17 protein-coding genes are annotated in these 17,050 nt (G+C 54.6%); 8 read left to right on the top strand and 9 right to left on the bottom strand.

Going from position 1 to position 17,050, the window contains the following annotated elements; genetic code table 11:
• Positions 1–39 precede the first annotated feature (39 nt).
• The 4 genes from H7F11_RS01735 to H7F11_RS01720 all read right to left on the bottom strand — a co-directional run bounded on the left by H7F11_RS01735 (position 40) and on the right by H7F11_RS01720 (position 4,763).
• Complete coding sequence (locus H7F11_RS01735) at positions 40–501, bottom strand: globin domain-containing protein (RefSeq protein ID WP_024895366.1); 462 nt, start codon at positions 499–501, stop codon at positions 40–42.
• Between the two features lie 121 nt (positions 502–622).
• Positions 623–1,795 carry an HlyD family secretion protein gene (locus H7F11_RS01730; protein ID WP_193649652.1) on the bottom strand — a complete coding sequence of 391 codons (1,173 nt, stop codon included), beginning with the start codon at positions 1,793–1,795 and terminating at the stop codon, positions 623–625.
• Positions 1,792–3,222, bottom strand: a complete 1,431-nt coding sequence (locus tag H7F11_RS01725) for an efflux transporter outer membrane subunit (RefSeq protein ID WP_193649653.1) — start codon at positions 3,220–3,222, stop codon at positions 1,792–1,794. Before H7F11_RS01725 ends, H7F11_RS01730 begins: the two co-directional genes overlap by 4 nt.
• Positions 3,222–4,763: a DHA2 family efflux MFS transporter permease subunit gene (locus tag H7F11_RS01720; RefSeq protein ID WP_193649654.1), complete on the bottom strand. Its 1,542-nt coding sequence runs from the start codon at positions 4,761–4,763 to the stop codon at positions 3,222–3,224. Before H7F11_RS01720 ends, H7F11_RS01725 begins: the two co-directional genes overlap by 1 nt.
• Positions 4,764–4,872: 109 nt before the next feature.
• Between H7F11_RS01720 and H7F11_RS01715 the strand changes: the two genes are divergently transcribed.
• Positions 4,873–5,817, top strand: coding sequence for a LysR family transcriptional regulator (locus H7F11_RS01715; RefSeq protein ID WP_193649655.1), 945 nt, complete (start codon positions 4,873–4,875; stop codon positions 5,815–5,817).
• Between the two features lie 34 nt (positions 5,818–5,851).
• On the opposite strand, the gene H7F11_RS01710 is transcribed toward H7F11_RS01715, so the two are convergent.
• Positions 5,852–6,517: a thiopurine S-methyltransferase gene (locus H7F11_RS01710; protein ID WP_193649656.1), complete on the bottom strand. Its 666-nt coding sequence runs from the start codon at positions 6,515–6,517 to the stop codon at positions 5,852–5,854.
• Complete coding sequence (locus tag H7F11_RS01705; RefSeq protein ID WP_193649657.1) at positions 6,514–7,254, bottom strand: HugZ family protein; 741 nt, start codon at positions 7,252–7,254, stop codon at positions 6,514–6,516. The genes H7F11_RS01710 and H7F11_RS01705 overlap by 4 nt, the downstream gene beginning before the upstream one ends.
• Positions 7,255–7,392: 138 nt before the next feature.
• Between H7F11_RS01705 and H7F11_RS01700 the strand changes: the two genes are divergently transcribed.
• Complete coding sequence (locus H7F11_RS01700) at positions 7,393–8,034, top strand: phospholipase D family protein (protein ID WP_193649658.1); 642 nt, start codon at positions 7,393–7,395, stop codon at positions 8,032–8,034.
• A 20-nt stretch (positions 8,035–8,054) separates the two neighbouring features.
• Here H7F11_RS01700 and glp read toward each other — a convergent pair whose 3' ends face one another.
• The 3 genes from glp to mobA are packed head-to-tail and all read right to left on the bottom strand — an operon-like array spanning position 8,055 to position 10,375.
• Entirely contained in the window at positions 8,055–9,293 is a 1,239-nt protein-coding gene (gene glp, locus H7F11_RS01695; RefSeq protein ID WP_193649659.1) for a gephyrin-like molybdotransferase Glp, read from the bottom strand.
• On the bottom strand, positions 9,294–9,788 hold the full coding sequence (mobB, locus tag H7F11_RS01690) for a molybdopterin-guanine dinucleotide biosynthesis protein B (protein ID WP_193649660.1): 495 nt from the start codon (positions 9,786–9,788) through the stop codon (positions 9,294–9,296).
• Positions 9,785–10,375 (bottom strand): molybdenum cofactor guanylyltransferase MobA, encoded by a 591-nt coding sequence (gene mobA, locus H7F11_RS01685; RefSeq protein ID WP_193649661.1) that lies wholly within the window; start codon positions 10,373–10,375, stop codon positions 9,785–9,787. The genes mobB and mobA overlap by 4 nt, the downstream gene beginning before the upstream one ends.
• A 78-nt stretch (positions 10,376–10,453) precedes the next feature.
• Here mobA and H7F11_RS01680 point away from each other — a divergent pair, with 78 nt between their 5' ends.
• From H7F11_RS01680 to H7F11_RS01655, 6 genes are all read left to right on the top strand, one after another.
• The gene (locus H7F11_RS01680) at positions 10,454–11,011 is read left to right on the top strand and encodes a hypothetical protein (protein WP_193649662.1); all 558 of its coding nucleotides are present in this window, start codon (positions 10,454–10,456) and stop codon (positions 11,009–11,011) included.
• Complete coding sequence (leuB, locus tag H7F11_RS01675; RefSeq protein ID WP_193649663.1) at positions 11,008–12,078, top strand: 3-isopropylmalate dehydrogenase; 1,071 nt, start codon at positions 11,008–11,010, stop codon at positions 12,076–12,078. The genes H7F11_RS01680 and leuB overlap by 4 nt, the downstream gene beginning before the upstream one ends.
• A 13-nt stretch (positions 12,079–12,091) precedes the next feature.
• Positions 12,092–13,114: an aspartate-semialdehyde dehydrogenase gene (locus H7F11_RS01670; RefSeq protein WP_193649664.1), complete on the top strand. Its 1,023-nt coding sequence runs from the start codon at positions 12,092–12,094 to the stop codon at positions 13,112–13,114.
• Between the two features lie 65 nt (positions 13,115–13,179).
• Positions 13,180–15,534, top strand: coding sequence for a FimV/HubP family polar landmark protein (locus H7F11_RS01665; protein WP_193649665.1), 2,355 nt, complete (start codon positions 13,180–13,182; stop codon positions 15,532–15,534).
• Position 15,535: 1 nt separating this feature from the next.
• Positions 15,536–16,363: a tRNA pseudouridine(38-40) synthase TruA gene (gene truA, locus H7F11_RS01660; RefSeq protein ID WP_193649666.1), complete on the top strand. Its 828-nt coding sequence runs from the start codon at positions 15,536–15,538 to the stop codon at positions 16,361–16,363.
• Positions 16,364–16,434: 71 nt separating this feature from the next.
• Positions 16,435–17,046 carry a phosphoribosylanthranilate isomerase gene (locus H7F11_RS01655; RefSeq protein WP_193649667.1) on the top strand — a complete coding sequence of 204 codons (612 nt, stop codon included), beginning with the start codon at positions 16,435–16,437 and terminating at the stop codon, positions 17,044–17,046.
• Positions 17,047–17,050 lie beyond the last annotated feature (4 nt).

The following is a 17,050-nucleotide window of genomic DNA, read 5'->3' as shown; positions in this document are numbered from 1 at the left end:
GCGCAGCGGAAATATCCCTGCGCCACCGGTATGTCTGAATCACACAGCAGGCGGAACGTCGTCGATGGTGACCGGGACAAAACGGGAAGGAGCCATCGCCTCATAGGCTGCCTCAATACAAACCGTGGACGCGAGGTTGTAGGCCTCAATCCAGGATTCTGCCATTTCCTGGGTCCATGCAGCGCCCAGAAAATGTTTCAGGGTGTTGAGCAGGCTTTTACCGACGATGGGATAATGCTCCGGACGCGTATCATATTTGATGTGTGAAATGCCCAGTTCTTTCAGATAGGGGACCAACACTTCCAGATTGTCGATAGTGGTCGCAATCAGAATGACCGAATTAAAAAGCCGTATACGTTGTTCGGTCATGTCTCCCGGAAACATTTTCCGGACTTCTGGAAAATGCGTAAACATATAGTCATAAAAGTGCTCGGCAACCGGAACACCCAGGTCTTTCACGGCTGCACCACTGGACTGGATCAGTTGAATATTGATGCTCATTAGGGATGACTCCTATATGTGTATTTGGTGGATAGGCTGCGTAACACAGCCAGTGTTTTAGAGAATAAGGATTGGTTAATGGAATTTCCTTGATTTCGGTCAAGTTTACGAATGTTCCGGTTTAGCTATTCTGGCGAATGATGACCTCCGCCCGCTGTTGAGCCTGCAGCAGTTCAGTGCGATATACCGTGCTTTCATAACCTTGGGTCGGGGTGGTGGTCAGGGGCTGGAGTACGGAATGTTTTTGTCCAGGTTTCCAGTGCAGTTCTGCAATCATGGAAAGCCCCGGACGCAAGGGGTGTTCCGCTAGTTCCCTGGCAGGTAGGGCAATACGTACCGGCACGCGTTCCACAATATGAATGTAATTGCCGGTGGCATTCTCGGGGGGCAAAATGCTGAATGCACTGCCGGCACCGGGAAGTAAGCCCAGAACGGTGCCGTGATAGCGCACCTGATGGCCGTAGTAATAGCTGGTCAACTGAACGGCCTGTCCGGGGCGGACATGGCGCATGGCCGTTTCCTTGATGTTGGCCACCACCCACAAATCATTGAGTGGCACCACCGAAAACAGGTGCTGGCCTGCAGTCACTTTTAAACCGGGGTAGGCAGAGCGTTGCGCGACGTAACCCGATATGGGGGCACGGATGAGCCGCCGTTGCCAGTTGATGTCGGCTTTTTCAAAAGCCGCAGCGGCCTGGCGAACCAGGGGATTGTCAGATACCGTGGTGCCCGCGACAATGGCTTGCGCCCCTCGTAATTTTGCCTGAATTTCTGCAACCTGTGCTGCTGCGGAAATGATTTCATTTTGCGTATTTTCAATGCGAATCCTGGAAACCGCCCCGCTGGGCAGCGACTGTTGGTAGCGGCTCAAATCCATTTCCAGTTTTTGCAGTTCAGCCATTTGGGCCTGAACGCTCTGTTGCAATGCCTGGACCCTTGCAAAATCCTGGCGGACCTGTCTGACTGTTGCCGCCAGATGGGCACCGGCCTGTTCCATGGCCAGTCGGGTCTGCGAACCCTGGAGGATTGCCAGAATCTGGCCGGCGTGAACATATTCCGTATTCTCCACCAGCACCTGCTTGACGATGCCTGCCGACAAACTATCTACCGGCGTAATGTTGCCGGTGACGTAAGCATCATTGGTTTCAATCCAGTACTGGCCCCGCAAAAACCACCAGAGGATTCCCAATCCAGCAGCAATGAGCACAATAACGGCAACCAGCAGCAACAGCCTGCGCCGCTGTTTTTCCGGTGAGGCGTTGTCAGGTGCAGAGGAGGATGGTGTTGTACTCATGCTGGTTTTTTCTCCGCCGTATATCCGCCCCCCAGGGCAACATTGAGCAGCACCCAGGATTGTGCATTCTGTATTTGCAAAGTGATTTGCTGGTTTTGCAGGTTGATTTCCTGAATCCGGCTGCGATAAACGCTTATCATATTGGTGGTACCCGATTGAAAAGCGGCCGTAGCCAGTGCGCTATCCTGGCTGGCGGCCTTGGTCATCCGTGTCTGTTCCTGTATTTGCTGACGATATTTTTGCCAGCTGGCCAAATGCCCGGCAATTTCACGCACCGCGCTGAGAATGGTGTGGCAATAATGATCTTGTGCTGCCAGATAAAAGGCATTTTGCGCTTTGAGACGGGCACGGAGCTTTCCGCCTTCGAAAATGGGCAGGGATACCACCGGACCAATGGCATGAGCCAGATTTCCGGGGCTGAATAAATCACCCAGATCAATACTGTTCCAACCGGCAAACAGGGCAATATTGACATCAGGGTAAAAAGCCGCACGGGCAGCGCCGACCTGTTGCGCAGCGACTTCTATTTCCCAGCGTGCAGCGACCATATCAGGACGATGGATGATCAGACGCAGAGGTAATTGACGGGGGATATTTATGGTGGAGAAATCCGGTAACGGTTCTACGCCAATATTCCGTCCCCAATCGGGTCCATGCCCGGCCAAGGCGGCCAGTACATAGCGCTGTTGCGCAATGGCTGACCGCAGTTGGGCGACTGACTGCCGCGCACTGCCATAAGTTTCTGTCTGCGCATACATCGGCCGGGCATTGTTCAGACCATCCTGCCAACGTTTTTTTTTCAGTTGCAACAAGGATTTTTGCAGGTTTTCCAGACGCTCCGCCAGATGCAGTTGCCGTGTTTCGCCCGCCAGCAGAAAATAATGCCAAGCCAGTTGTTTCTCCAACTGTAATTTTGCCTCGGCATAATCCGCCTGATGAACGCGTACTTGCCCCAAAGCTGCACGAACCTGATCACTGTCGCGCCCCCACAAGTCCAGATGATAACGGAGTTCCAGCGGGTTAATTTCGGTATAGGTAAAGCTTTTGCCGTTGGCCTGAAGGTGCAAACCATTCTGCGAAAAATGCTCCTGGGTGAGGGCCGCTCCCGCCGAAACTTGTGGGAGGAGGGCGGCCTGTTGCTCTGCAGTCATGGCTTTGGCGGCCAGAATACGGGTACTGGCAAGCTGCAGCGATGGGTTTTTGCGAAGGGCTACCTGAATCAGATGGTCAAGAGCAGGTATGTGCGCCGCTTCCCACCACTGCTGTGCAGGCCATGGACCCGCCGTGATCCCATAGTGATGATCGGCCCGTGCCAGGGTCCGTTGAATTTGAGGGCTATGGGCTAGATGCGCACCGGGAAGATGCTCCGGCAGACGCGCACAGGCCGCAAGCAGCAACAATAGCAGCAGAAGAATGGATTTTTTCATCAGAGATCCACCAGTTCTTCTATGGCGCGGCGTACCCGAATATCCGATTCTGCGTAAACCACACGTTTGCTGAACAGCATGAGACCCGCGCCGAGCAGGAATCCCCATGCAGCTATATAAAATATTTCGTTGAAGGCGAGCATGGCTGCCTGATGCGCAATGTAGTGGGCAGTGCGGATATTGCTCACCGAGGGATTGAGTGTATAAATCGTCGGACGATTACCTTCGGCAAGAAAATGCGCATGCAGAATCATTCTCCGGTCGAAAAGTGTGGCAATAAGGGGGATGCCCATAGCCTGTCCACAGAGCCGCAATACATTCAAAAAGGCGGTACCACGCATTTCGGCAGGGCCGGATAATCCGGACAAGGCAATGGCGATGATGGATGGAAATAAACTTCCCAGAAATATTCCTACAAAAGCTTGTGGCCACAGTAATTCGCTGAAAGAGGCCGAATGATTGTAGGAGGAAACCCAAAAACTGGCGGCCGCAAATCCCAATAAGGAGAAAATAGCCAGGATACGTGCATCCAGATGATTGAGCAGGCGCTGGGTCAAGATAAAACTGATTTTCGAGAAAATCGCCATGGGTAATATCAACAGGCCGACCAGCCACGCGCTGTAGCCCATGACCAATTGAAATCCCACAATATAAATGGCGATACTGCCTTGAAAAAACAGGGCGGTGAAAAACAGGACCATACTTCCGATCATGAAGTTACGTCGTTTCAGGAGCGTGAGCTCAAGTAAGGAGTGCCTGCCATACCATTCCCAAATCCCGAAAAAAATCAGAGTGATCAGGCTGATGCTGCCGAGTAGAATAATAGTCTGGGAGCGCCACCAACTGATGATTTCTCCAGCATCAAGTGCAGACTCCAGGGCGACCAGGGCAGTCAGCAGAAAAAGCAGTCCCGGCCAGTCCAGGGGGGGATGGCAGTGTTCTATTTCTCTACCGAACAGCAGAATCGCAGTAATGACAGCCACGCTGATGGCAATCGGTATGTTTATATAAAACAGCCAGCGCCAACCGATACTGTCGGTGATCCAGCCACCAATAACCGGCCCCAGGGTAAACGGGGTGAGGGCAGCAACTCCCCAAAGCCCCAGGCCAATATTACGGCGATGTGCCTGATAATGGCGCAGGATAATCTGCAAGGAGACCGGGATGGTCAATCCCCCCGAAAATCCCTGAACAATACGGGCACTGAGAAAAGCATCATAATGGCTGGTTTGCGCGCAGATGGCCGAAGCCAGGGCGAACGCCATAAAGGCACCTGCCACAACCCGCATTTCCCCCCAACGCTGCAAAAACCAGGGAGAAGTCGGAAAGGCCAGGGCCATGGCCAGAAAAAAATCTGCCTGGGTCCAATCCGCAAAATCCGGGTTGACGCCCAAACTGCCGGCAACATGGGGTATCATGGGCAGATAGGCGCCAGTGTTGAACAGTACCAGAAAATGTCCGAGCCCAATCAACAGGTTGAGCAGCAATGCCATGCTGGTGCTGAGTGGGGAAACTGCCGGTGCATGATGTGAAAAAGCCATGAATGGGAAACCGCTTCTATGCTGATGAAGTAAACGCGCCGATCATGCGGGGCATCAATACATAGGTCAAATTGGTAATATAGATATAATCTATAGGGCATATCGATATATGGACACAGAACTTTTATTAACCTTTCTGACCGTGGCCAAAAGTGGCGGGATCAGTGCAGCAGCGCGAATACTGCATCGCAGCCAGCCGGCCGTTACGGAACGATTGCAGAAATTGAGCCAGATGGTCGGAGAACCTTTGACGATGCGTCATGGTCGCGGCATTCAACTGACCCCCGCCGGTGAAGCGCTCCTGACTACCGCCCAACGTATGCGTGAAGTCATTGACGAATTCGAGGACATGATCTTACGTCGTCAACGCCTGCAAAGCGGCGTTTTGCGCATTGCAGCGACCAATACCGTGGCCAACTATTTTTTACCGGAACGCCTGGTTGCTTTTCAGCAGCAATTTCCTGATGTAGAAATTCAGTTACGCGGAGGGGTTATTGACTGGGAAAGTATTGCGTTGTCTGACTGGGATTTATTCTTTCTGGAAGGTGGTCTGGATCTGGAAGGCTTGCCTTCCTATTACTCTGTAACCCCCTGGCTGGATGATGAAATCATGACGATATTTCCGGAAGGACACGCTTTGTTGCAACGCGATGTTCTGAATCTGGAAGATCTGATGGCCTACCCTCTGATCTGGCGCGAATCGGGTTCGGGAATCCGCCGCTCCGTCGAAAAAGTTTTTCGGGATGCCCAGTTGACGCCCAGGCAGTCTATTGAGGTGACGGGTGTTGAGGCGGTCGGCGCCGCCGTAGATGCAGGACTGGGCATCGGTTTTGTGACAGCCGCCGCCTTGCTATGCCGAAAAGACTGGCGCGTACAGTCACGGCGTCTGCCTGCGCCGCGTGGCATCCAGTGGACTTTATATATGGCCAGACCACAACCAGCTTATCAGTCCCACACCATACGTGCCTTTTTGGAATTTCTGGAAACAGGCACTGTAGGGCTTCCGCCCATAGGTCGATATGTGATCAATCCAGACGCTGAAATTCACTCGTAACTGGCCAATCGTAGGTACTGTTTACAAGAGCAAATCAGCCCGAAAAATACGAACCGTCATCACGACGGAGCACGAATACCAGCTCCTCAAAGCGATTGGAATCCGTGGATCCCTCCTCACGCAAGTCGATGGAGGACACGTGCTGTACGGCCCAGGAGGGTTGGTAGAGTGCGCAGACTTCGGTCTCTGGTACAGCAAAGGGTGGGCCTTGCCGGGTTTCCTGAGGATAATCGAGGGTGATGAGCAGGATCGGTGGCCGATGGGGAAGAATATCCCGTAATTTTTCGGTGTAGGCGCGGCGCAATTCCGGGGGGAGGGCAATGAGTGCAGCCCGATCGTATACGGCGGCAATATCCTTCAGTTCTGCACAGGTGAGGTCGAAAAAGTCTCCGCAAAAGATTTCGACAGGACCCGCCTGCCACCGTTGCAAGGCACCCACGCTGTCCACTTGCGGATGCAGATTGTGTTCCTGAAAAAACTCCTGGACAGCAATAGGGCTGAGTTCGACGCCGCGCACCCGATAGCCCTGCTCGACCAGCCACAGCAGGTCCAGGCTCTTGCCACACAGCGGGACGAAAACCGTACCCTCTTGAGCGACTTGCAGACGATCCCAAAAGGCGGGCAGTCGTGGGTGAACATCCGGACGATGGAAGCCGATGCGATGTTCCTGCCAGCGTTGTCGCCAGTACGCCTGATTCATTTGGTTTCCTGTCTTTGCGCTTCACGGCACTGCCGGGCCATGGCGACCAGCGCTGTCCGGGCTTCTTGCGGGCCGGTGATGGGCTCAGGAAAATCAAAGCGCAACAATTTGCCATCGGCACGAACATCAAAACCGTCGTAGTCAATACCTACCATTTCTACATCAACAGTCTCGTAAGCATGCAGATACCGACAATAATCTCGTAAATTGTCACGATGATCTGCGTTCATATGGGCAAGAATCCCTGCTTCAGCTTCCACCAGAGCCGCCGTTGGTGGAGGTGCATAATGTTCAGGCCGCACCCAGTGGATTTTGCCGAAGCCGCCAATATAACGAATGTTTTCGACCTGAATCCGATAGAAATAAAAATCATGGGCGGCGAAGTAATCATGTGCCTGGGGTAAATAGCGCAGATAGCGGTCTCCAAAACCATTTTTGTCGGGCAAGCGGGCCGCGCGCCCCGTCAAGGTCACCCGGCCCACTGCTTGCGGATCGTCAGCACAGGGATAAACCAGCAGGCTTACCCGGGGATCGGCATCAATATTTTTGGTGTGTTCGGCCAGATTGGAGATGAGAATGACTGGATTACCTGCAGCATCGAGCACAAAAGGACTGACCGAGGCAAAAGGATAGCCTTCCAGTTTTTTGGAGAGGGTGCAGAGCGATCCATTATGGTAGGTGCGTACGAATCGCCTGGCTTCTGCGCCAATGGCAACAGCTTGGTCAATAGGTTTCATGAGATTATCCGGACCGGGGGGCTTTCAGCCCAACCTCTGCAGTCTAAAGAGTGATTATTTATCTGTCGATTATTTGCCACTTGGCGAATTCCCCAATTCCATTTATCTTCACTAAAAAACCTGATGAGCGTAAATCCCATGACCTTGATGAAAAAGCCCCTGCTATACCTTTTGTTGCCTTTGGCTTTTTTTCTGAATTCATTGCCAGCTTCAGCGGCAGCTTCGTTGTGGCAACAGGCCCAGCATTGGGGCAAGGAACAGTGGTCCATGGCGACAGCAACCATGCCCCATTCGCCAGTCACTGTTCCGGCGCTGGGGAGCATTGAAGTGGCTTTTTCTCCGCCAGGAGGGGCAACAGCCGCCATCGTGCGCGCCGTGGACGGCGCACACCAGCGGGTCTGGGTGCAGGCCTACAGTTTTACCAGCGCACCTATTGCCAAGGCGGTTTTGCAGGCGGCACGGCGGGGGCTGGATGTTCAGGTGGTGCTGGACAAAAGCCAGCGCACCCAGAAATATTCCGTGGCAGACTTTTTTGCCAATCAGGGCGTGCCCGTATTTATTGACGATCAGCATGCCATTGCCCACAACAAGGTGATGGTCATTGATGCAGACACTCTCATCACCGGCAGTTTCAACTTCAGCAAAGCGGCGGAACAGGTGAATGCCGAAAATCTGCTGATTTTTCGGGGAAATCCCGCACTGCAAAAGCTTTACGCCGAGAATTTCCGCTTTCATCTCAGCCACTCCACCCGCTACCAGCCGCGTCATGGTCTGGACTGACGGCAGGTGTCACGACCAATTCAGACCAAACCCTCCAGCAATTGCACATCCACCATACTTCCGGCTGGCGCACCCTCGGCGTCGGCAGCCAGAATAATCAGGCAGTCCGCATGCGCGAGTCCACTCATGATATGCGAAGCCTGTTGACCGACCCCCGCCACCTGGAGACCGTTTTCTCCAGAAATCAGCACGCCGCGTTGAAAGTCGGTGCGCCCCGGTTTTTTCTTGAGTGCCTGGGCCAGAGGCAGTTTAAGAACGGTGGGTGTCCAGGGGGCACTTTTACCCATCCGCTTGAGGATGCAGGGACGCACAAACTGGTAGAAAGTCACCATAGCGGAAACCGGGTTACCGGGTAGGCCAAAAAAGGTAGTTTCTCCCAGTTGGCCAAAGGCCAGCGGGCGACCGGGCTTCATGTTCATTTTCCAGAAATTGATGCTACCAATGCGTCCCAGCAGTTCGGCAATGTAATCCGCATCGCCTACCGACACGCCGCCGGTACTGATCACTAAATCAGCCATGCCTGCGGCTTGTTGCAGAGTTTTTTCCAGATCCTCCGGGTTATCCAGGATCCGTCCAAGGTCGAGAACTTCACAGCCGAGACGTTGGAGCATCCCTTGCAGGGCATACCGGTTACTGTCGTAAATCTGCCCTGCCTCCAGCGTGCTACCCAGTGGACGCAGTTCATCACCCGTTGAAAAAAAGGCTACACGCAGACGTCGAAAAACCTTGACCTCGGCAATGCCCAGACTGGCGAGCAGGGCCAGTTGGGCGGGTCGGAGCAGTGTGCCGGCAGGGAGGGCCTCGACGCCGGGCTGCAGATCTTCGCCGGCCTGACGAATGTTGGCGCCAGGTGCCGGACACTGCCGGGGAAGAATTTTTTCCTCCTGAATGTCCGCGAGTTCCTGAATCAGGACGCTGTCCGCACCTTCTGGCAAGACGGCGCCGGTCATGATGCGCACGCACTCACCAGGCCCGACTACACCCGTGAAGGGATGTCCGGCAAAACAATGCCCGATGAGCTGTCTGGGTTTTTCGCCGTCACTGCTGCGCAGGGCGTAACCATCCATCGCCGAGTTCGGCCAGGCGGGGACCGGCTGCCGGGCGCGTAGGTCTTCAGCGAGAACCCGTCCCAGTGTAGCGCTGAGGTGCAGAACTTCGGTATCGGTCAGGGCCGGGCTGCTGGCAAGAATGGCAGCGCGTGCTTCCTCAACACTTTTCGCCATGGGATCATGTTCGTTGTCGCTACAGCAGTGAGCCATTTAGGGTTCCTCGTGTATCCAGTCGTGAATAAATTGCGCAATGCTTTCAGGGGTATTGATGTCCAGTACTGCACAGTGGGTGATTAAGGTCGCATCGCTGGCTACGGCAATAATCCGGGGATCTTCTGTGGCCAGCAAAGGTTTTTGCAGCGCCGGGCGGTGTACCTCTATTTTCGGAATGGGTAAAGCTTTGTTCCCTTCAATCAACAGCAAATCTGCAGGCGCAGGCAAGTTGTCAACAATGCTTTCCAGAGTGACCTTTTCCGGTGCCAGACAGGTTGTGAACCAGCGTTTGGGGCCTTGGAGCATGACTGTTTCGGCACCGGCCTCACGCAGGCGATAACTGTCTTTTCCGGGAGTATCCCAGTCCACGTCATGATGCGTGGATTTGACCATGGCGATGCGTAAATCCGCTGCGCGAAGCAGGGGTATCAAGGCACAGAGCAGGGTAGTCTTCCCGCTGCCGCTATATCCTATCACGCCCAACGCTTTCATGACAGATCCTCGGGCGAGTTACAATTGCGCAGAACCGCTTCATCCAGATGCAGGGTGGCGTAATCCAGGTCACGAAACCAGTCCTGAACCCGCCGTCCGCCTCGATCCAGATAAGCTTGCAGGTGGGGTAAAAGACGGCGATGACATAAGACGAGTACCGCATACCAGCGCTGGTCGCTGCGTACCACGACCAGATCCTTGTCCATTTTTGCCTGCCACATCTGCCGCAACAGATCGTGGGGAAGGAGTGGGCTGTCCACGGGAATACTGGCCACCCAATCCTGCCCGGCAGCGGCCAGTCCGGCACTCAGGCCCATGAGTGGACCTTCAAAAGTGGCGCAGGGGTCAGAAATGACGGGGTAGCCCAAGGCCCGATAATCTGCGAGCTGGCGGTTGGCACTGATCAGAATTTCTGCACTGTCTGTCTGCACGATCTGGATGGCATGACTAATCAGCGGGGCCTTTTGCCAAAGGACCCAGCCTTTATCGACACCGCCCATACGCCGTCCTGCGCCTCCGGCAAGAATCAATCCGGTGATCGGAAGCGGTAGGGAAGCCGGTGGGGAAACAGATTGCTGGATGTGCATGATATTTGGCTGCTGCCCTGTCATAAAAGCCTATGCTATCCTTCCACAATTCTCAGACAAGTAAAACCCGGAGCAGGTATGTGGGATTGGTTGCGGGGCAAGTCAGGACCGACTGCTCCCCCCCGTGGTGTGGTGGTGGATGCTGGTATTCCCAATCAGGAGCGCGTCGCAGAATTGCCGCTGCCAGAGGCGTTGTTTATTTTGCATTATAATGGGTTCGCCCAACTCCCGGAAAATGCCGAGCTGCGCCAGTTACTGCTGAACACGGCGCGTAATGGTGATTTTTTGCGCGATTTGCCCCGGGCCAGTGCCCGGCGTCTGGAAGAAAGTTCTGCGCTGCAGTCCCGTTTCGGCATAGAGCTGGAAACCGTCGTGCAATTTTTCAAGGTGTTGCACAGTGAAATTACCCGCCGCATGTATATTGATGCAGCCCGCAAGCGCGAGGACGTCGCCGGGCTGCAATTTACCCTCCGTGATCCTGCCAGGGCCGATGCCCGGGTATGCGCCATTGCCGAGGCCAATCCCTATGATTTGGGTATTGGTACTTACCCTTTTACCCATATTCCCGAGAATCCGCGTCCGGGAACAGAAAACCCCTTTATTATTCGTATTGTCATGAAAAAGGATCTGGCATGAAAAAAATAGCAATATTCCCGGGTGACGGGATTGGACCCGAAATTGTGGACGCGGCGCGAATGGTGCTGGATGCCGTAGACCAGGCTGCAGGCCTGAATTTGCAATGTACCGATGGATTGGTCGGTGGTGCCGCCCTGGATGCGGCTGATGACCCCTTGCCTGAAGCTTCCCTGCAGTTGGCCATGGCTGCTGATGCGGTCATTCTGGGTGCTGTCGGTGGCCCGCGCTGGGACGGTCTGCCCCCGGCCAAGCGTCCCGAGCAGGGTTTGCTGCGCCTGCGCAAGAATCTGGATTTGTTTGCCAATTTACGGCCAGCACAAATTTTCCCGCAGTTATTGAGTGCATCGCCACTGCGTCCGGAGCTGGTGCGGGATGTGGATATTCTGGTGGTGCGCGAGCTGACGGGTGATATTTACTTTGGTCAGCCCAGGGCTGCGGAGCTGGTGGACGGCAAGCGTCGTGCCTACAACACCATGGTATATGACGAAGACGAAATCCGGCGCATTGCCCACGTTGCCTTCAAGGCAGCACAGGGTCGCCGTAAACAGTTATGTTCGGTAGACAAGGCCAATGTCCTCGAAACCACCCGTCTGTGGCGCGAAGTGGTGACTGAATTGGCAGCGGAGTATCCCGATGTCCAGTTAACCCACATGTATGTGGACAATGCAGCGATGCAGCTGATTCGTGCGCCTGCCCAGTTTGATGTGCTGCTCACAGGGAATATGTTTGGTGACATTCTGTCGGATGAGGCCAGTCAACTGACCGGCTCCATCGGTATGTTGCCTTCGGCTTCCCTGGGCGAGGGGCGGGGCATGTATGAACCCATTCATGGCTCTGCTCCGGATATTGCCGGGCAGGATAAAGCCAATCCGCTCGCCACGATTTTGTCTGTGGCCATGATGTTGCGTCATTCTCTGGGTAACGAAGCATGGGCGCAACGGGTGGAAAAGGCGGTTCAGAAAGTTCTGGATGAGGGACTGCGTACGGCCGATATTGCCGCAGCCGGTGAAGCTGTAGTCGGAACCCGTGCCATGGGCCATGCGGTGGTCAAGGCGTTGCAACTCTGAGGATGAATGAAGCATGAAAAAATCTCATTATAACGTGGCCATACTGGGGGCGACGGGTGCCGTCGGCGAAGTCATGCTGCAAATCCTGGAACAGCGCAAGTTTCCCGTTGATCAGCTTTACCTGTTGGCCAGTAGCCGCTCTGCAGGGGGACGGCTGCCGTTTCGGGGCAAGCAGGTTCTGGTGCAGGATGCGGCCAGTTTTGACTGGTCCCAGGTAGATATCGGCTTGTTTTCTGCCGGTGCCAAAGTCAGTGCCCAATTTGCGCCATTGGCGGCGGAAGCGGGCTGCGTCGTCATTGATAATACCTCCCAGTACCGTTATGACGACGATATTCCCCTGGTGGTCCCGGAAGTCAATCCCTGGCGTATTGCCGATCATGTGAATCGGGGCATTATTGCCAATCCCAATTGTTCCACTATCCAGATGTTGCTGGCTTTGAAACCCATTGCCGATGCCGTGGGCATTGAGCGCGTGGTTGTGGCCACCTATCAGGCGGTCAGTGGGGCGGGAAAGCGCGCCATTGAAGAACTGGGACAGCAGACGATGGCCCTGTTCCGCCAGGAAGAGGCGGTCTGCGATATTTTCCCCAAGCGGATTTCCTTCAACTGTCTGCCTCAGATTGATGTGTTTCAGGACAATGGATACACCAAGGAAGAAATGAAAATGCTCTGGGAAACCCGAAAAATTCTGGAGCTTCCTGACATCGCGCTGACGGCAACCTGTGTGCGGGTGCCCGTATTTTACGGTCATTCCGAGGCAGTCAATGTAGTGACCCGTGACCCGATTACCCCGGAGGCCGTGCGGGCCTTGCTGGAAAAAGCTCCGGGCGTGACGGTGGTGGATAATCAGGAGAAGAATTTATGGCCATCGGCTCTGGATGCAGCAGGCCAGGATACCACTTATGTGGGGCGTATTCGTGGGGATTGTTCTCATGATAAGGGCATTAATTTCTGGGTGGTATCCGATAATATCCGCAAGGGCGCGGCATTGAATAGTGTGCAGATTGCAGAGTTGTTGGTTCGCGACTATTTATAGGGACACTGCGGGTTGAAAGTGGCCCATTGCAATACGCTTGCGTTACAGAAAATGAGGAAATAATAATGGAGAGAAAGAATTGGTTGTGGGCCATGGCCGGGATGGGCTTACTCATGCCGGGCCTGGCTCAGGCACTGGGGCTGGGATCCCTGCAGGTCTTGTCTGCCCCCGGAGAACCCTTTCGTGCCGAAATACCCATCCAATCAGTAACCCCTCAAACTGCATCCAGTCTTAATGCCAGTCTGGCCCCGGACAGCGCGTTTGCCATGATCAATCTGCCACAGGCTCCAACCCTTGAGCATTGGCAATTTACGGTGCGGCATGGGAGTCAACCTGCCATTCTGATTTCCAGTCCTCTACCCGTGAGTCAGCCAAATTTACAGTTTTTGGTACAGCTCAACTGGTCAGGGGGGCAGTTAGTACGGGAATACTCGGCCAGTGTTGCGAATGCCGCTGCAGCGATGCCCCTGGCATCCAGCCCGGCACCGCTTGTCCCGTCAGCAATTGTGCCAGCAACCAAATCTGTGGTGCTGCCTCCCGCACCTGTCAGACTGTACCATGGTTGGTCGCGGGTGAACCGTTATGGCCCCGTTCCGGTAAACAGCTCTCTGTATGATATAGCGCGGTCTATCACCAACAGTAATGGAGTTACCCTGGATCAGGTCATGTCGGCAGTAGTCAAGGCTAATCCACAGGCCTTCAAAAATGCCAACCCGACCTGTTTGTATGCGGGAAGCATGCTGAATTTGCCCAATGTGAATCAGGTGCAGGCAATGACCTCAGCTCAGGCTGCAGCCTGGCTGTCAACGCAAAGTCAAGCTGGAAGTGCGGCTCCTCTTCCTGCTGCTCAAACCTCTGAGGCTGCAACTTCCACAGCTCAGCCACAAAAAGCTTCAACAAGTCCCACCGAAAGTGCTAATCATCTGGTACTGTCCAGTGCTCCTGCCAATGCAGTGGCTGCCAGTGCTGATACGGCATCTGCTACCCGTTCGCCTCTGGCAGCAGACACCCTTGCCTTGCAGGCGGAAAATCAGAAGCTGAAAGGTGAGGTAACGGGCCTGGGGCAGCGTCTGAGCGCGGAAGAGCGTTTACTGGCCAACCAGGGTGTCCAGTTGGCTACGCTCTCGCGCAATAGCGCCAACAGTAATTTATTCAACAACATCCCGCTGCTGATTTCCCTGGGAGGAAATCTGCTGCTTCTCATCCTCTTTATATGGATGCTGCGCCGTCAAAAAGAATCGGAAAAACGTCAGAGTGAAGTATCCCAACGTCTGTCCACACTGAATAGTCCCAAATCAAAACCGGTTGCCGAGCCGCCGTTTGTTGCACCGGCTGCCGCTGCTGCATATCAAGTGGGCCACGAGCCAGTAATAAATCCTGCAGTAACTTCTACGCCAATGCCGGTCGCAACGTCCCCTGTCCCCAAAGAAGTGCCGATAGAGGTGGCGGTGCCTGTTAATGAACAGGCACCTGGGCAAACATCCGTCGAATATCATGACGACCTGATGGAAATTGATCCCATTGAGCAGGCGGATCTCTACCTGACTTATGGTAAATCCGAGCAGGCCATTACGGTGATGAATGAAGCGCTGGATGAAAATCCCAGACGCAAGGAGCTTTACGTCAAGCTTCTGGATATGTATGCCACTCTGGATCGTCGTAGCGATTATCTGGATCTGGCGGAACGGATGCGGGGCCGCTTTGGCCCTCATAACGCCGCCTGGCAGGAAGTGGCTGCTCAAGGCGCCCGCCTGTTCCCCGGAAATGCCTTGTTTGTCGCAGGCGATGAAGCCGGGGTGGTCGAAGCCGTCAAGCCGACTCCCGTAGAAGAGCCCACTAAACCTGTCCATGAGGCGTCGGCAGCTTCCCATGCAGATGTAACGGATATGCTGGATTTTGATTTTTCCCATGGACAGGAAAAAAATGCGTCCACTGCCGTTGCGGATGAATCATTTCCTGCCGACGAAAAAGACCGCCTGTTGCAGGATATTGATGAACAGTTCCGGCTGATGGATGCAGATAATCTCCATGCTGAACAAACGGCTGACGAGGTGGAATCCGCAAGTCATGAGCCCATCACGGCTCCCGAAGCGCCCAAGGCCGAAGCCCCAAGTGCGGAAGATACGCTGCCATTCTCTTTCGGGCTGTCGCCCTTTGAGGAAGAACAAGCTCCAGCTGTTCCTGCCAAAGAACCCGAGCCCGAGCCTGAAGTGCTTCGCGAAATGCCCAAACCGTACATTGTTGATGAAACGAGTCCTGCATACGAAGATTGGGATGCTGTCGGGACCAAGCTGGATCTGGCGAAAGCCTATATTGAAATGGGAGACAGTGAATCGGCGCGCGACCTTCTGGAAGAAGTGAGCAGAGAAGGGAGTAGTGCTCAGCGCGAAGAAGCCCAGAAAATACTCGAAGACTTGTAATTTGTCTCCTGTCGCTCTGGTAAATCGCCCAAGGCCCGGCATACGCTGGGCCTTGGGCGTTGAATATGACGGCAACGGTTTTTGTGGCTGGCAGCGTCAGTTGGGCCAGGCCAGTGTGCAGCAGTCTCTGGAGGAGGCTCTCAGTCGTCTGGCCAGAACGGCTATTTCAGTCACCGTGGCAGGGCGGACCGATACGGGCGTGCACGCGCTGTGCCAGGTGGTTCATTTTGATGCGCCGGTGCAGCGTTCTGCGGAATCCTGGCTGCGGGCCACCAATACTTATCTTCCAGATGGGGTGGCAGTGCGCTGGGCGCAGCCGGTGGCAGCGCATTTTCATGCCCGATTTTCCGCAACGGCCAGACGCTATCGCTACGTGATTTTGAATCGCCGGGAAAAATCGGCATTGTGGCGTCAGCATACCGCCTGGGTGTACAGCCCGCTAGCCATCGAACCCATGCAGGTGGCGGCGGACTTGCTACTGGGTACCCATGATTTTTCTGCTTTTCGGGCTTCCTCCTGTCAGGCCAATAGTCCCGTCCGCAGTTTACATCGCCTGACGGTCAGCCAGCGTGGTGACCTGATTAGCATTGATGCTGAAGCCAATGGATTTTTGCACCATATGGTGCGTAACCTTGCGGGCGTTTTGATAGCCATTGGTCGTGGCGATCAGTCTCCACAATGGGCGGCAGAGGTCCTCGCCAGCCGGGATCGGTGCCAGGCGGGAGTGACCGCCCCGCCGGGCGGTCTTTATTTTGTGGCACCACGCTATCCCGAAGAATTCGCATTACCGGTAGATGACGTAGATCCCGGTTTCCTGACCGGTACTTGAAGGCCTGCCATCCAGCATCGGTGATAGGTATGGATGTGGGTTTATCCAGAAGGCAGTGTTAGAATGCGCCGATGATACGGGCGAAAATTTGTGGCATAACGCATGTGGGAGATGCTCTGGCGGCGGCACGAGTTGGCGCTGATGCCATTGGCCTGGTGTTTTATGAAAAAAGCCCGCGTGCCGTCACGCTTCCCCAGGCCCGCGAGATCATTCAGGCATTGCCCCCTTTTGTGAGTTCGGTCGGCTTATTTGTCAATGCGGAGGCATCTGCCATTGAACGGGTGCTGGATAGCTGTCCTCTGGATATTCTCCAGTTTCATGGTGATGAATCTTCCGATTTCTGTCGGCGTTTTGGCCGTCCCTATCTGAAAGTCTTGCGTGTCTCGGGAGAAGAAGACTTGCGCCGTCCGGTCGATGATTATTTTGACGCTCAGGGTTTGTTGCTGGATTGTGCGGTAGCTGGACACTGGGGTGGTTCCGGACAGAGCTTTTCCTGGTGGAAGCTGCCGGACTTGGGCAAGCCCCTGATTCTGGCGGGTGGTTTGCGTGCCGACAATGTGCAGGAAGCCATCCGCGTGGCCTGCCCCTATGCGGTGGATGTCAGCAGTGGGGTAGAGCAGTCGCCTGGTATCAAGGATCATGACAAAATGGTGCAGTTTATTGCCCAACTGCAAGGGTTTTGAGGAG

Source organism: Acidithiobacillus sp. HP-2 (assembly GCF_015100155.1).
In the GTDB taxonomy this organism is placed as follows: Bacteria; Pseudomonadota; Gammaproteobacteria; order Acidithiobacillales; family Acidithiobacillaceae; genus Acidithiobacillus.
This window is presented reverse-complemented; position numbering and strand designations above follow the sequence as displayed.

Bases quoted from the DNA above. Each gene is read 5' to 3' on its own strand.
- H7F11_RS01735 (WP_024895366.1), bottom strand. From the start codon at position 501: ATGAGCATCAATATTCAACTGATCCAGTCCAGTGGTGCAGCCGTGAAA.
- H7F11_RS01730 (WP_193649652.1), bottom strand. From the start codon at position 1,795: ATGAGTACAACACCATCCTCCTCTGCACCTGACAACGCCTCACCGGAA.
- H7F11_RS01725 (WP_193649653.1), bottom strand. From the start codon at position 3,222: ATGAAAAAATCCATTCTTCTGCTGCTATTGTTGCTGCTTGCGGCCTGT.
- H7F11_RS01720 (WP_193649654.1), bottom strand. From the start codon at position 4,763: ATGGCTTTTTCACATCATGCACCGGCAGTTTCCCCACTCAGCACCAGC.
- H7F11_RS01715 (WP_193649655.1), top strand. From the start codon at position 4,873: ATGGACACAGAACTTTTATTAACCTTTCTGACCGTGGCCAAAAGTGGC.
- H7F11_RS01710 (WP_193649656.1), bottom strand. From the start codon at position 6,517: ATGAATCAGGCGTACTGGCGACAACGCTGGCAGGAACATCGCATCGGC.
- H7F11_RS01705 (WP_193649657.1), bottom strand. From the start codon at position 7,254: ATGAAACCTATTGACCAAGCTGTTGCCATTGGCGCAGAAGCCAGGCGA.
- H7F11_RS01700 (WP_193649658.1), top strand. From the start codon at position 7,393: ATGACCTTGATGAAAAAGCCCCTGCTATACCTTTTGTTGCCTTTGGCT.
- glp (WP_193649659.1), bottom strand. From the start codon at position 9,293: ATGGCTCACTGCTGTAGCGACAACGAACATGATCCCATGGCGAAAAGT.
- mobB (WP_193649660.1), bottom strand. From the start codon at position 9,788: ATGAAAGCGTTGGGCGTGATAGGATATAGCGGCAGCGGGAAGACTACC.
- mobA (WP_193649661.1), bottom strand. From the start codon at position 10,375: ATGCACATCCAGCAATCTGTTTCCCCACCGGCTTCCCTACCGCTTCCG.
- H7F11_RS01680 (WP_193649662.1), top strand. From the start codon at position 10,454: ATGTGGGATTGGTTGCGGGGCAAGTCAGGACCGACTGCTCCCCCCCGT.
- leuB (WP_193649663.1), top strand. From the start codon at position 11,008: ATGAAAAAAATAGCAATATTCCCGGGTGACGGGATTGGACCCGAAATT.
- H7F11_RS01670 (WP_193649664.1), top strand. From the start codon at position 12,092: ATGAAAAAATCTCATTATAACGTGGCCATACTGGGGGCGACGGGTGCC.
- H7F11_RS01665 (WP_193649665.1), top strand. From the start codon at position 13,180: ATGGAGAGAAAGAATTGGTTGTGGGCCATGGCCGGGATGGGCTTACTC.
- H7F11_RS01655 (WP_193649667.1), top strand. From the start codon at position 16,435: ATGATACGGGCGAAAATTTGTGGCATAACGCATGTGGGAGATGCTCTG.